The following is a 14,581-nucleotide window of genomic DNA, read 5'->3' as shown; positions in this document are numbered from 1 at the left end:
CTATTCTTTTGATGCGATTCTCTTCCGAATCATATAAAATTGCGCGGTATTTTTATTTATGGGTATATCTCGTCTATGTACGCGCCAGTTGAGTCCAATCAGGGATTTAATTTTAAGCCTGAACTTCCAACAAGCTCGGCCTATTACCGTTTGCTCAAGAAGCTTCGCCGTCAAGTTGGGCATGCTATTCGTGACTTCAATATGATTGAAGAGGGCGATAAGGTCATGGTGTGTGTGTCTGGTGGTAAAGACAGTTATACCTTGCTCGATATCATGTTGCAGTTTAAGCGTATTGCACCAATCAATTTTGATGTTGTTGCGGTTAACCTTGACCAAAAGCAGCCGGGCTTTCCTGAAGATGTGTTACCTCGTTATATGGAAGAGAATAACATTCCATATTACATTTTAGAAAAAGACACCTATACCATTACTAAACGTTTAACACCGGAAGGTAAAACCTACTGTGCAGTATGTTCGCGTTTACGCCGTGGTTCTTTATATGGCTTTGCACAAGAAATTGGTGCGACTAAAGTTGCTTTAGGGCATCACCGCGATGATATTCTTGCAACGTTCTTCTTAAACCTGTTTCATGGCGGAAGTTTAAAGGCGATGCCTCCAAAGCTTTTATCATCGGACAAGAAGAATATTTTGATTCGTCCATTGGCATATGTTGAAGAAAAAGACATCATCAAATATGCAGAATTGCGTCAGTTCCCGATCATTCCATGTAACCTTTGTGGTTCGCAGGAAAATTTACAGCGTGCCATGCTCAATGAAATGCTACGTGATTGGGATAAAAAATATCCGAAACGCTTACACAGTATTTTCGGTGCGTTACAAAACGTATCACCGTCTCAGTTAGCAGACCGTGAATTGTTCGATTTCGAAGCTTTAGATTCTCAGCGCGAGTTAGATTTTAAAGATCCGGAAGAGCTTAAAAACCGTTTAGATGTCGTAAACTTAAGCTTTGCTGCTGAATAAACGCTAGACATAGACAATGTTAAAGGCACTTTATAAACAAGTGCCTTTAATGTATCAAAATACTAAAAAATGAATGTTCCGTACAAAAAGTCATAGCCCTAAATTTAAATTACATGCTATAACAACGCTCAAGCAGAATTGCTTCACATGATGTTGTCTGGATAGACAACTAGAGAAATTGAACAAATAAATTTGAGGAAGAATCATGCCTGCATTTTTAACTGAAGATTGGTTTGCTACTGTCGAAAAATTAACTGCTGAAGCAGGGGATCTTAATTTGCCACCTGCTCTTGCGAATTTGGCAATTAATTTAGTAGTTACAGATGCTTCTGGAAATACCGAATTAGCTTTAGATGGGGGTAAAATCCAAAAAGGTTTGTCTTCAAATGCCAAAACAACTTTAAATATGGATGCTGAAACTTTACGTAAAGTATTCTTAGAGTTTGATATGGCTGCTGCTATGCAGGCATTCATGACTGGTAAAATTAAAGTTCAAGGCGATATGTCTCAATTAATGGCTTTACAAACAGCTAAGCCAAGCCAAGAACAAAAAGATTTGTTTAAGAAAGTATTAGAGCATACTGCTTAATTCTAAAAGAATTCATATAAAAAGCTTACCCTAAGAGGTAAGCTTTTTATTCACACAAACAAAGAATTTATCAACTTTTAAATAATAAAATTAGATATTGATTCGTGTTTGCGCTGTTTTGATATGTTCAAGATAAGCACGAATACGAGTGACATATTGAACCGCTTGCTTATATCGACCATTACGCGTTTTATTACTTTGCAAATAATCGTAGAGATTAACCCATTGGTTCGGGTCTTTCCCTTGTGCTTGCAAGCGCTTCTGAATCTGGTTTACCGCACCTGGTCCCATATTATAGGCCACCAGCGCATACCAGTTCCGATCAGGGAAAGGAATATCATCATATTCACTTAACATCTGGTCGTAATACTTCGCGCCACCTTGAATGCTTTGAGCTGGATCACTACGATTGCTCACACCCATTGCTCGAGCGGTGCTATTGGTCAGCATCATTAAGCCACGAACACCTGTGGGAGAAACAGATTCTGGCTTTAAATATGATTCTTGATAACCAATTGCGGCAAGTAAATGCCAGTCGAGATCGTATTTAGCTGCACTTTGTTTAAAGCTCGCTTTATAAATCGGTAAACGCGTCGTTAAGTCACGTTGAATGGTTGACCAAGCTTCTGGTTTCACCACATTACGATTATAGAAAGAAGCGAGTTGCTGAGTCACACCATTTTGCTTACTTTGGCATACAAAGCCACTAGCGGTCTGGGTGAGGGGGTCATCAGCTTGTTTAAACACCCAGCTTAACTCAGGATTTAAACCGTTTTTTTGCAAATCGGCTGTGTCACCACAACTTGCAGAAAAAGACATTAAACCTTTGTTCTCGATGGTACTTAAACCAGCACTAGTCATCGCAAAGTTTGCTTTACCTTGCTGAACCCATCTAAGGGCAGTGGCATTGTCTGCCACGATTTTAAAGTCCAGCTTTACATTAAGGCTTTGTGCATAGTTACGGGCTAAGTCGTAACCGAAACCATGTAAAAACTGATCTTCTTTGAAAACGGTTGTCGGGCTTTCTACCGCAACAACAGTTAAAGTGTTTGTATTTACTACAGTATTGTACTGTAGGGTTTTTCCTGCATTAATACTATGAAATGGAAAAAGCATAGTACTAAGTGCAAGTGCTTTTAACGGGAGAGAAGAAAATAAAGAGTTAAGGCAAAGCCTCGACCCTGAACTTGAATTACTGTGCATGTTGTCTCCGCTACAGGTAATTTATGCCCCAAAAGTTAGACAAAAAGCTGCCATAACTTCTAAAAGTTGATAAATTCAATAAGGGGTGGGCAGTCATGACGTCATTCAAAATGACATGAAATGAAAAAAACAAACTGTGTAGAAAATCTACATAGTTTTCTGGAAGGTTAAAAATTGCTCAACATTTAATCTGCGCGCATCATAATATTGAAAAAAAGTATTGTCAAATTTCGTACAATTAAATATTCGATATATCATCATAAACACATGAATTTCTTAAGGAAGAAAATTTATACACTTCTGATATGAGAAAATAGGGTATAAAATGCTACATCTTGTAAGCGATATGTTGTTGAACAGTGGTTTTTAATCATGAAATCTAACTTAATCACTCGATCTGGGCATGACAAATTAGTTGCTGAATTAAAACAACTTTGGCATGAAGAACGACCGGAAATCACAAAGAAAGTGAATTGGGCTGCAAGCTTAGGTGACCGCAGTGAAAATGCCGATTATCAATATAATAAGCAGCTACTTAGAAAAATTGATCGACGAGTACGTTATTTAGGAAAACGTTTAGAAGAATTAAAAATCATTGATTACGCGCCTGAGCAAGATGGTAAGGTTTACTTCGGCGCTTGGGTAGAGATTGAAAACGAAGAAGGCGAGCAAAAAACTTTACGCATTGTAGGGATCGATGAAATTTATGACCATCACCCGCAGCATATCTCAATTGAATCGCCGATGGCTCGTGCGTTGCTCGGTAAAGAAGTCGATGATGAGATTGAAGTACACACGCCATCTGGAAAAAAGCTTTGGTATATCAATACAATTCGCTATGAAAAGAATGAAAACCCAGAAAACTAAATTAATTTGTATTTATTTTGAGCGTTTGAATTAAAAGTTAAATAAAAGGTTTGCCAACTTGAGTTTTTATTTATATTATAGCGCTCGTTGGAAGCGTGGCAGAGCGGTTTAATGCACCGGTCTTGAAAACCGACGAGGGTGTGAGTCCTCCGTGAGTTCGAATCTCACCGCTTCCGCCAAATTCTTAAAAAGCCCTTGTTAATGACGAGGGCTTTTTTTTATACCTATTATTTTATTGCTCTGCTTATATCAATTTTGAATAACGCTATTTAATTTTTATAAAAATATGTGCTTATATTTTTCCTTATTGTCATTTTAGTTTGATTTATAAGTAATAAAAATCGTTTGTTCTTCTCATTTAATAGTTCACTCTTCATTTTTAAAATAAAAACTTTAATCTTCATTTAAGTTCAACTCTTTAATTTATTACATAGCAATTGATTTCTTTAATAGGTCAGAAAAACTCAAACATGACTTTATTTTAGCTAAATCAAAAAATTAAAGTGAGTTATAAAAAATGAACCAATTCGTAACAAGTTCGAAAAATATTATTCGTGGTAAATTTCACCCCGAATTTTTGCAAGATGAAGTACTCGCCGATATTTTTATTCAAACTGCTCAAAATCTCTCAGATAAAACAGCTTTAATTGAAGCAAATAAAACGTTGACGTATGGGGAGTTATATCAGCAAGCCTTAATTATGGCTCAACATTTGACGATAAGAGGGGTAAAACCAGGTCATATTGTTGGGTTATGGGTACCTCGTGGTATTGAACTTTTAAAAGCCCAATTGGCGATTTGCTTGAGTGGCGCAGCTTGGCTTCCTTTTGATATGGATACGCCAGCCGACCGTATTGCGGTTTGTCTTGAAGATGCTGAAGCTGTCGGGATGATTACTACCGATGAATGGTATGAACACTTAGCTGAAGTGCCACAAACAAAATGGACAAATACTGAACTTCAAAAGCCACTCAGTGAAAATATTCCTTTAGCTAGAACGACCTCCGATCAACCTGCGTATATTATTTATACGTCAGGCTCAACGGGTAAGCCGAAAGGGATTGTAATTACTCAAAAAAATATTTGTCACTTTCTACGTAGTGAAAATAATGTTTTGGGTATTCAAGAGCAAGACAAAGTCTATCAAGGCTTTTCTGTCGCTTTTGATATGTCATTTGAAGAAATCTGGCTGTCTTATTTGGTTGGTGCAACTTTGTGGATTGCACCTAAGTCGCTTGTCAGTGACCCTGAACGTTTATGTCAAACATTAAAGCAGGAACAAATTACTGTATTACATGCTGTTCCAACTTTACTGGCTTTATTCCCTGAAGATGTACCTAACTTAAGAATTATTAACTTAGGTGGGGAGATGTGCCCAGACTCACTCGTGGACCGTTGGGCATTACCTCACCATCAAATGTTTAATACCTATGGCCCAACTGAGACTACGGTTACTGCAAGCCTTGAGTCGTTAGAACGTGGTAAACCCGTCACGATTGGGAAACCATTACCAAACTACGGTATGTTGGTTATTAACGCAGAACGAGAATTATTGGCTCAAGGTGAAACAGGTGAACTGTGTATTTTCGGTCCGAGTGTGGCACCAGGCTATTTAGGCAGACCTGATTTAACGGCTGATAAGTTTATTGAAAACCCGTGGGCAATGAGTGCGGATGAAGAGTTGCTTTACCGTACTGGTGATTTGGCAAAAATTGATGAATTTGGTCAAGTCCATTGCTTAGGGCGTGCTGATGATCAGGTAAAAATTCGTGGTTTCCGTGTTGAACTCGGTGAAATTGAAGCGGCGCTTTGTGATATTGAAGGTATTGGTACCGCGGCTGTAATTCTACGTCAAGAAGACGGAATTGATCAGCTTATTGCTTTTATTGCAGCTGAGCTTGATGCCAAACAACCGATAGAAATTAAGCAACTTCGACATACTCTAGCTCAACGTTTACCACCTTATATGGTGCCGAATCGTTTTGAGATTATTGAAGAAGTACCGCGTTTATTATCTGGAAAAATTGACCGTAAAGCGTTAAAAGTAAGACCACTTACGAGTGTAATTGACCGCAGTGAATCAGATCAGCCACAAAATCCAGCCGAAGAAATTTTATTTGAAATTTTGAACCGCCTGTTTCCTAACATGCCGATTAAACTAGATTCGGATTTCTTTGATGATTTAGGTGGTCATTCGCTATTAGCAGCCGTTTTAATTTCAAACCTGCGTGAACATCAAGAATATAGCCATCTTACAATTCAAAGCTTATATCAAGCGAGAAGAGTGGGGGCAATTGCTGCTTTAATGTTGGAACAGCCAGAACCTACATTATTTGATAGCCAGATTGGGCAAGACAACCCGCGTAATCAAACTTATAAATGGTTATGTGGTATTGCGCAGCTTGTGACCATTCCAGTTTTAATTTCGATTAATATTTTGCAGTGGTTAGCACCATTCTTTACCTATCACTATTTTACAGGTGGAACCCGAGACAGCATTCCATATGCAATCGCGTTGTCTCTGTTGGTTTATATCAGCGTTATTATTAGTAGTTTTGTGCTTTCAATTACGGTGAAACGATTATTAATGCTGGGTATTGGTGCAGGACGTTATCCACTTTGGGGAATGACGTATTTCCGTTGGTGGTTAGCAGACCGTATTAGCAATATTTCACCAGTTTATTTATTGTCAGGTTCAACTTTGCTGAATCTCTATTTAAAAGCACTAGGCGCAAAAATTGGACATGATGTCACCATTAGTTCAGTTCATATTCGCATGCCATCTTTATTAACAGTTGAAGATGGCGTGAGCATTGGCTCTCAAGTGAATTTGGAAAATGCCAAAGTCGAACATGGTCATTTGGTGTTGGGTTCAATTCATCTTAAAGAAGATAGTTATGTTGGTTCATATGCTGTATTAGAAGAAAATACAGTGTTAGAAAAACAAGCTCATGTAAATGCCTTAACTTCAATTGAATATGACACAGTTGTACCAGCCGGAGAAATTTGGGATGGTACGCCAGCTAAGAAAATAGGGCATGTAGATGAACACGCTAAAATGCCAGAACGTCCTAAATTATCGTTTATTCGTAAGATCGCTGAATATGGATATTATGGTGTTAGTGCATTAATCATTGCTTGTCTGTTCTTTATTCCAATTTTCCCAAGTTTCCTTTTGGTCGATTGGTTAGATGTAAACGTATTTAATATCAATCCGAATAACCACCTGCAAATCGCACTTTATTATTTTGCTTTAGCTATTCCAGCTAGTGCAATGATGATGATGATTACGGCTGTCATTTCTTCAGCAATACGCAAAATTGCATTGCCTCGTCTTGAGACTGGAACGTACGCTGTTCATGGCAGCACGTATTATCGTAAATGGTTTGCATCTCAAATTTTAGAAACAAGCTTACAAACATTGCACGGCCTGTTTGCTACGATTTATGCGCCTACATGGTTCCGTATGTTAGGGGCGAAAGTAGGTAAAAATACTGAAATTTCTACCGCAAATGGTGTTATTCCAGAAATGCTGACTTTGGGCGAAGAAAGCTTTATTGCCGATGCTGTAATGTTGGGTGATGAAGAGATCAAAGGCGGTTGGATGACATTAAAATCGACCAAAATCGGTAACCGTAGCTTTGTCGGCAACAGTGCTTATATTGCTGATGGAACTGTTTTACCAGATAACGTTTTAATTGGCGTACAGTCAAAAACACCAGATAACCTTGAAATGTATGATGGTCAAACTTGGTTTGGTTCGCCGCCATTATTATTGCCTGCACGTGAAGCTGCCGAAAAATATCCTGACCACTTAACGTTTAAACCAAGCTTCAAGCGCCGTTTCATGCGTGGTTTTATTGAAGGCCTTCGTGTTGTATTACCAGCCGCACTCGCAATTGGTGTGGGTTATATGATTGTGCTTGAAGTGATTGATGTTATTAATAAATACAACATTCCAACTGGTTTATTGGCTTTAACGCTTGCTGGTTTACTCTATGGTGTAGGCTGTTTCATTATTGTTGCATTGATGAAGTGGACATTAATTGGGCGTTATCAACCGCGTTCAGCGCCAATGTGGACCATGTTTGTGTGGTTAAGTGAAGGGATTACCAGCTTATATGAATCAGTTGCGATTCCAAACTTCTTAAATTACTTAAGAGGAACGCCAATGCTGCCATTCTTCTTGCGTATTTTGGGTGTTCAAATTGGTAAAGATGTTTATATGGACACAGCGGATATCACTGAGTTTGACTGTGTAAGCATTGGTGACCGTGCAGAGTTTAATAGCTTCTCAGGTCCACAAACCCACTTGTTTGAAGATCGTATTATGAAAATTGGACAAGTGAATATTGGAAATGATGTAGTTGTAAATTCACGTAGTATTATTTTATATAACGCTAATGTTAGCCATCATGCAGTGTTAGGGCCATTAACTTTGGTTATGAAAGGTGAAAATATTCCTGCTAAATCTGCGTGGATTGGCTCACCAGCCGTGCCTTGGGTTCATAAATAATTGAAACTGAGCTTAACTAACTAATTTAAAAAGCCTTTGTGAAAACAGGGGCTTTTTTTTATGCATACGGCATAAATTACAGTCATAGTTAGCTTAAATATTGCTAACAAATCCTGAAAATTTCATATAAATCAAATAAGTACACATTTTAGTCAAAACTGTTTTATTTATATAATATGTTTTTTATTATCAGTACCTTACCAAGAACACCTCTATATATCAAAATCGAACAAGTTATTTGTAGAATATTCACTTATTGATATATGATGATCCAATATTTAGAAACTGATTCAAAACATAATTCTGTTGTTCAGCGAGCAAGATCAAGGAAGAAATAAGGCTGAATTCAGGCTTCTAAACCCTTATATCTGGAATTACTTCCAGCCAAATATTGCATTTCGACCCAATGGTTGGGAATGCCGCGCTCTTTTGTAGAGTAGGCATTTCCTATTTTAGGATGTATCTATGAAAAAATTATTTAGTGTCCTGTTCAGTGCATCTGTACTCACACTGACTGCATGTAATAAACAACCTGCACAAACTGAAAATTCAGCACCAGCTAAAGACAAAACTGAGTCAGTACGCACAATTAAACTTGTTTCAACAGGTTCAGACACTGACGTATGGAAATATGTTGCAACGCTTCCTGAGACTAAAGAAGCGGGCATTAAACTCGAAGTGACTAACTTGACTGACTACGTTGTGTTGAACACATCTGTAGCAAGTGGCGAACAAGATGTAAATGCGTTCCAGTCATTTAACTATTTAGCAGCTTACAATGCTTCAAACACAGCTAAAGTTGCGGCTGTTGCGACGACTTACTTGGAACCAATGGGTCTTTATGCAAATAAAGTTAAAACTGTTGATGAGTTCCCACAAGGCGCTACAATCGCGATTCCAAACGATACTGCTAACGAAGCGCGTGCATTAACATTATTACAGTCTGCTAAACTTATTAAACTTAAACCAGACTTTGACCCTGTAAAAGGGACAACGAATGACATCGCTGAAAACCCTAAAGGTTTAAAATTAAAACCAATTCAAATGACAACAGCAGTTCGTGTTAAAAACGACGTTGATGCAATTGTATTGGGTAATACATTGGCACTTGAAGGCGGTTTAAACGTTCTGAAAGATTCTATCTTCCGTGAACCTATTGACCAGTCTACAAAGCTTTATGTGAACTTATTAGGCGTGGCTGAAGCGAATAAAAATGACCCGATCTATACGAAATTGGGTGAACTGTACCACTTACCTAAAGTACAAAAGTTTGTGAGCGAAAAATTTGCTGGTACAAAAGTTGAAGTTAACAAACCTGTTTCTGAGTTTACTGACATCAAATAAGTAATTTTTTAATTAAAATTATTTTAAAGCTAAGCCCCAGTAATTGGGGCTTAGCTTTTTTATTTAGTCCATTGTATTTTAATTAAAATTTATTAAGTAAATTGTTTATATATTTCTTTAATAATATATATAATCTCAATGTGACTATTGAATATATAAGAACATCAAGTTAATGAAATACTCAAGTGAACAAATTAAAAAAGCTTTATTGCTTACTCCATTGCCATTACTTTTATGGCATTTCTTTTTTAAATTCATGGATGTGGATAAAGTCGAATTTAACTTAGATCACATTTTTGCATTTTTTCTTGGTATTATAGGTTATAGCATTGTTTATTTAGCTTATTGTATTTTGACTGTACCTTTTACCTTTATTTTTTCCATGCTTTTAAATCATTATAATTATCTCAATGTGTGGACTATCTGTATTAGTTCGATAGTTATAACCTCGCTGTTTTTCTTTTTCTTAGGATGGATTTTTACAGGAGAAATTTCTCCAAAAATGAATTATATGGAATCTATGGAGGGAGAAGCACCTCCAAAATGGTGGATGATGTACACCGATATATCTTTTATTATTTTTATATTATTTCCTGGTCTATGTTATTGGGGATTTTTAATCTTTCTTCAAAAGAAACAATCAAAGATTATTAGAAGTCACTTTTCAAACTATTTCTAAAATTAACATACTGCACCTGATAAAAAAACTCTCTAGCTTAAAAAACAGCCTATCATAAATAGGCTGTTTTGATTTGTCATCCTTCAAATAATGGCATAACTCCAGAGATAGGATAGGTATTAAATGACTTAGAGCATGAATTGGAAAATTATTAAAAGATATGATATAGCCTTCTTGAGTGAGGCTAATTTCTAAGAGCAGTTATTCTATGAAAGAAGCTCACATCGTAATGAAAGCCAATTTTTAAGATCATTTAAGAAGGTAGGCCATATCTCATCTAGCTCTAATTTAGCTATGCCTTCTAAAGCTAGATATAATTCATCATCATAATAATTTATAAAATCGTATAGCTCTTCATCTTCAGCAAATCTAGATATCTTTATTAATATTGAAAATAAATTAGAAATGAATTCTATTGAATATCCGATAGAGGGCGTTATCTCTATATATTTTTTTAATATTTCATAAAGAATTTTTTTCTTAAGAGTGGGTTCTACGTTAGTTTCAGCAATACTAATATTATTAAAATAATCTAAGATTTCCTCATCTTTAGAGAAAAAACAAATGTCTAAAGCTAATAGATCTGCTGGGTTTTTGTCTAATTTATCTATAGCCCATTTTTGAATGTCTTGAGCAGATTTTAAGCTTAATGTTAACTCCAGTTTGAGCTGAAACTTCTCTGCATCATTCATTTCATATTATTCACTTCACTTAGAATTAATAGAATATACCTTATGCAAAGAGTTTGTCATAGGGCGGCAGTTTTCTCTATATCCCTTTTATATATTCTATTCTTACCTATCTAAACTAATATATCGATATAAATTTCACTCCCCTTTATAAACCCCCATTTAACAATAACTTCCTCATTATTTATCCTTACTTTTTAATGATCTAATTTAAAACAAATATCATTTTGTGTGCTTGACTGCAAACGGGCAGAGCACTATCCTTTGCCTGCTGGCCTACATTGCCAGACGGTTTTAGCAGACCGTACTCAAGTACATTGAAAAAACTCGTTTTTTTTAATGTAGACCCGTTCGTCTCCCTTTTGTTGCGGTAGGACGGAAGGGGGACACCTTCGGGTGTGCTGGGTCTTGAGCCAGTCTGCTAACCCCCTTTCGTTCTGCCACCATAATTCCTATTCATGTCTGGCAGAACTCCCAATAAAAAGGAGTTGGCTTTGCACATTCTTAATTTCTTGGCAACCTTTGCCAAAGTCTATATCGACACCACTTAAACTTTTAAAGCAGTTTGATGGCCATTGGGCTTTTCAGGGTTTAAATCGTCACGACCAAAAACTTAATCAACAATAAAACTTGAGATGTGCCATGCACAGTCTTTACGGCTTTGCTATGCCTTTTTTTCTCCCAAAAAAGTATCTCATTTATCTACAACAATAATTTTATAACGGTAAAACTATGCGACATTTAGTGATCTCTCCACGTGCCATACAAGTCGTAAATAAATCGATTGATCTGTTTCACCACCACGGATTTCATACGGTTGGAATCGACAGAATCGTGAAAGAATCTCAAATTCCCAAAGCCACTTTTTATCATTATTTTCACTCTAAAGAGCGGTTTATCGAAATCTGTATGACTGTGCAAAAAGAACGCTTAAAAGAAAAAGTAGTTTCAATTGCTGACTACAACCAAGGTGCAGGTGTGATGGATAAACTCAAAGCACTTTATCTTTTACACACCGATGTAGAGGGGTTGTACTATTTATTATTTAAAGCCATTTTTGAAATAAAACTGACCTATCCAAAAGCCTATCAAATTGCAGTGAGATATAGAACGTGGCTACTTAATGAAATTTATAGCCAACTTATAAAACGAAAAACCGATGTTTCCTTTCAGGATGCCAAATTATTTTTATATATGATTGAGGGGGCAATTATTCAGCTTTTAAGCTCAGATAAAACTGGGGAACGAGAGATGATATTAGAATGTTTTTTGAAGCAGTTTAAATTCGGCGAGCCTATGTAGTCTCTACACATTTTTAAAGGAAATCAAATTTGTAAAAGCCCTCAGATGAGGGCCTATATATTAATTTTTCTAGCTGAGAGACTCTTTCAAAACCCCTTGTTGGCCAAATAGCTTTTCTCTGAATTCAGCTTCTAATTGTTCGGTTTGCATGTGTAAAGGATTAAAATTTTCATCTCTGACATCAAGCATATCCACAAATGCTTTCGATAAAATTCCTAACCGATTAACTCCACCAAATCCTAAATAAACGCCATCCTTTAACTGCTTTAAGCTAAATCTAATATCTTTTCTTTTTAAAATTTTTATCCAATATTCAAACATAATAGGCATGATAAGTTTTGTGACTCTAGCTAAAGCGAGTTTTCTATTTTTGCTCGAGTTGCCACCGATGGCATTTAACACATCAAATGCAACCGACTTATGTTCAAGCTCTTCGAGTGCATGCCACTCCCAAAGATTTCTGCTCTCTTGTGTAGTTTTTCGTTTAATTAACTGATCTGTAAGCAATAGACGAGCGAGGGTGGCTGTGTAGTGTTCCATGACTACTGTCGCCGCGACTTGTTCGACCGTTGAAAGTTTACGTAATTTATCTAAACGTGCTTTAGTCTTGGTCTCAATCTCGATTACTTCTGGATAGTTAGAATGTATGAGGTGATTGTTCAATGTTTTATGTTCACGGCTATGAAAGGCTTCTTGAGCAATAAAGGCTCTGATATCTTCTAAAAGTTTTTCATCCTTAATTTGATTTCGAACGTTTCTGATACTTTCAATAAAGAACATTTCACCCGGAGGAAACATGGCGGAAAGCACAACGAATAAAGACGTAACGACAGGATTTTCTTCGTAATAAAAAGAGTAACTTTTATTCGCATCGTAAGAAAGTTCAACATTACGACGAACAATTTTTTGATTTGTAGCGAGAGCTGTATTCATTTTTTTAACTCATCTTTAAAAAATAATTGATCAAATTTTGATTTCCATTAGAATTTATCAATGAATTTATACGGAAAAAAGACGGATTTTTTGAAGGATAAAACACAATGGTAACTATAAGAAAACCAAAACAAAATAGAGCTAAAAACACATTTGATTCTATAGTAAGTGCAGGATTTATATCTGTTATGAAAAATGGCTTGGACCATACAACTGTACTTAAAGTGTGTGAGATAGCAGGTGTAGGATCGGGGAGTTTTTATGAATATTTCAAAAATAAAGAAGCACTTTTTATTGAAATGCAGCAGCACTTTATTATGGAAATATCAAAAGTCATTTATGACGTAATTCCTGAAATTTTAGATTTAGAGATCCCTGAAGCAATCAGAACAATTTTTTTAAAAATCGGTGAATTTTTGGCAAAAGATCATAATAAATATTTTTATTGGCTCAGTGTTTCTTCTAAATATAGTACCGAAGCAAGCCATGTAAAAGCTGTAAAAGCGATCAATGTCTTAGCCATTGAATATGCTATGAAGCATCCTGAAGTATTAAATATCAAAAATTTGAAAATGATGGTTTATATTTTGATTCATTCAAGTATTGCCTTAACCATGAACTTTTTTGCTTCACAAAATATGGGTTTTACTTTTGAAGAGTTAGTTGACTGCTTAATTAACCTTACGATGTCATACATCGAAAATGATCGGAATAAGGTGGTTTAGCTTAGGGGTTATGAGGTTCTCATATTAGAAAGTTCATCAGTCATATTTGTATTCACAAAGAATCTAAATGAACTGATCTAATCATTCAAAAAGCCCTTCTTATAAAAGGGCTTTTTTAAAATCTATTCTTTATATTGCCATGCTTTTAAAAAGGTTCGGCAAACCTCTTCATTTAACTGTTGTAGTTCTTGAGGAGTCGGAATGTTTCCACTGATCAGTGTAGCTGGATAAGCATATCCCATCACAGCACCAAGGAACGCTTTTGTTGCTTCCTCAGGTTGATCAATTTTAACAATGCCTGCATTGTGTGCTGTTGCAAGAATATCGGTTAACGATCTTTTAATATTTCCTTGAGTACGCTGTTGAATTTTTGGAAGAATTTCCTTCATTTCAACTAATGCAATAATCAACAATCTTTGCAGACGAATGACGTCAATATTATAAAAATGATTTTGTACAGCCTGCCCAATTTCTAAGAGTAATTGATCTAGGCGCTTATTTTTTAATTCATGTTGTTCAACAAAAGGTACTTCCATTTCTGTTTTTAAATGATCAAAAACTTCAATAAGTAGAGCCGTCTTAGTTGGGAAATGATTATATAAGGTTTGTCGATTTGTTCCGGCTTTAGCTGCAATAGCTTCCAAACGAACTTCTAATCCATGCTCAAGAAATAGTGCACGTGCCGCTGCAAGGATAGTAGGGCGAATTCGAGAAGGGCGACCTGGAGATTTTTTTAACATATGAGAGCTTTCT

12 protein-coding genes and 1 tRNA gene are annotated in these 14,581 nt (G+C 36.2%); 9 read left to right on the top strand and 4 right to left on the bottom strand.

Going from position 1 to position 14,581, the window contains the following annotated elements:
- The first annotated feature begins 75 nt into the window (after window positions 1-75).
- Both ttcA and ACT53H_RS04060 read left to right on the top strand, forming a co-directional pair.
- Window positions 76-981, top strand: a complete 906-nt coding sequence (gene ttcA / locus ACT53H_RS04065) for a tRNA 2-thiocytidine(32) synthetase TtcA (protein WP_238613029.1) — start codon at window positions 76-78, stop codon at window positions 979-981.
- A 205-nt stretch (window positions 982-1,186) separates the two neighbouring features.
- Window positions 1,187-1,570 carry an SCP2 sterol-binding domain-containing protein gene (locus ACT53H_RS04060; RefSeq protein ID WP_002118641.1) on the top strand — a complete coding sequence of 128 codons (384 nt, stop codon included), beginning with the start codon at window positions 1,187-1,189 and terminating at the stop codon, window positions 1,568-1,570.
- A 90-nt stretch (window positions 1,571-1,660) separates the two neighbouring features.
- On the opposite strand, the gene ACT53H_RS04055 is transcribed toward ACT53H_RS04060, so the two are convergent.
- Window positions 1,661-2,773, bottom strand: coding sequence for an MltF family protein (locus ACT53H_RS04055; RefSeq protein WP_004790511.1), 1,113 nt, complete (start codon window positions 2,771-2,773; stop codon window positions 1,661-1,663).
- A 372-nt stretch (window positions 2,774-3,145) separates the two neighbouring features.
- On the opposite strand from ACT53H_RS04055, the gene greB reads away from it, so the two are divergent.
- The 5 genes from greB (at window position 3,146) to ACT53H_RS04030 (ending at window position 10,179) form a co-directional block, all read left to right on the top strand.
- Complete coding sequence (gene greB / locus ACT53H_RS04050) at window positions 3,146-3,640, top strand: transcription elongation factor GreB (protein WP_004790517.1); 495 nt, start codon at window positions 3,146-3,148, stop codon at window positions 3,638-3,640.
- 89 nt (window positions 3,641-3,729) lie between these two features.
- A tRNA-Ser gene (locus tag ACT53H_RS04045) sits at window positions 3,730-3,819 on the top strand.
- A 338-nt stretch (window positions 3,820-4,157) separates the two neighbouring features.
- Complete coding sequence (gene posA, locus ACT53H_RS04040; protein ID WP_476008669.1) at window positions 4,158-8,156, top strand: delta-poly-L-ornithine synthetase PosA; 3,999 nt, start codon at window positions 4,158-4,160, stop codon at window positions 8,154-8,156.
- A gap of 465 nt (window positions 8,157-8,621) precedes the next feature.
- On the top strand, window positions 8,622-9,500 hold the full coding sequence (locus tag ACT53H_RS04035) for a MetQ/NlpA family ABC transporter substrate-binding protein (protein WP_005307722.1): 879 nt from the start codon (window positions 8,622-8,624) through the stop codon (window positions 9,498-9,500).
- 172 nt (window positions 9,501-9,672) lie between these two features.
- On the top strand, window positions 9,673-10,179 hold the full coding sequence (locus tag ACT53H_RS04030) for a hypothetical protein (RefSeq protein WP_476008668.1): 507 nt from the start codon (window positions 9,673-9,675) through the stop codon (window positions 10,177-10,179).
- 206 nt (window positions 10,180-10,385) lie between these two features.
- On the opposite strand, the gene ACT53H_RS04025 is transcribed toward ACT53H_RS04030, so the two are convergent.
- Window positions 10,386-10,871, bottom strand: coding sequence for a hypothetical protein (locus ACT53H_RS04025; RefSeq protein ID WP_476008667.1), 486 nt, complete (start codon window positions 10,869-10,871; stop codon window positions 10,386-10,388).
- Between the two features lie 729 nt (window positions 10,872-11,600).
- Between ACT53H_RS04025 and ACT53H_RS04020 the strand changes: the two genes are divergently transcribed.
- Window positions 11,601-12,170 carry a TetR/AcrR family transcriptional regulator gene (locus ACT53H_RS04020; protein WP_476008666.1) on the top strand — a complete coding sequence of 190 codons (570 nt, stop codon included), beginning with the start codon at window positions 11,601-11,603 and terminating at the stop codon, window positions 12,168-12,170.
- A gap of 69 nt (window positions 12,171-12,239) precedes the next feature.
- Here the strand turns inward: ACT53H_RS04020 and ACT53H_RS04015 are convergent, their stop codons facing one another.
- Window positions 12,240-13,103 carry a metal-dependent hydrolase gene (locus ACT53H_RS04015; protein WP_476008665.1) on the bottom strand — a complete coding sequence of 288 codons (864 nt, stop codon included), beginning with the start codon at window positions 13,101-13,103 and terminating at the stop codon, window positions 12,240-12,242.
- A gap of 107 nt (window positions 13,104-13,210) precedes the next feature.
- On the opposite strand from ACT53H_RS04015, the gene ACT53H_RS04010 reads away from it, so the two are divergent.
- Window positions 13,211-13,828, top strand: a complete 618-nt coding sequence (locus tag ACT53H_RS04010) for a TetR/AcrR family transcriptional regulator (RefSeq protein WP_476008664.1) — start codon at window positions 13,211-13,213, stop codon at window positions 13,826-13,828.
- A gap of 122 nt (window positions 13,829-13,950) precedes the next feature.
- Here the strand turns inward: ACT53H_RS04010 and ACT53H_RS04005 are convergent, their stop codons facing one another.
- Complete coding sequence (locus ACT53H_RS04005) at window positions 13,951-14,568, bottom strand: TetR/AcrR family transcriptional regulator (protein ID WP_005307701.1); 618 nt, start codon at window positions 14,566-14,568, stop codon at window positions 13,951-13,953.
- Between the last annotated feature and the right edge of the window lie 13 nt (window positions 14,569-14,581).

It is taken from the genome of Acinetobacter sp. DMC2, from assembly GCF_056314305.1.
This window is presented reverse-complemented; position numbering and strand designations above follow the sequence as displayed.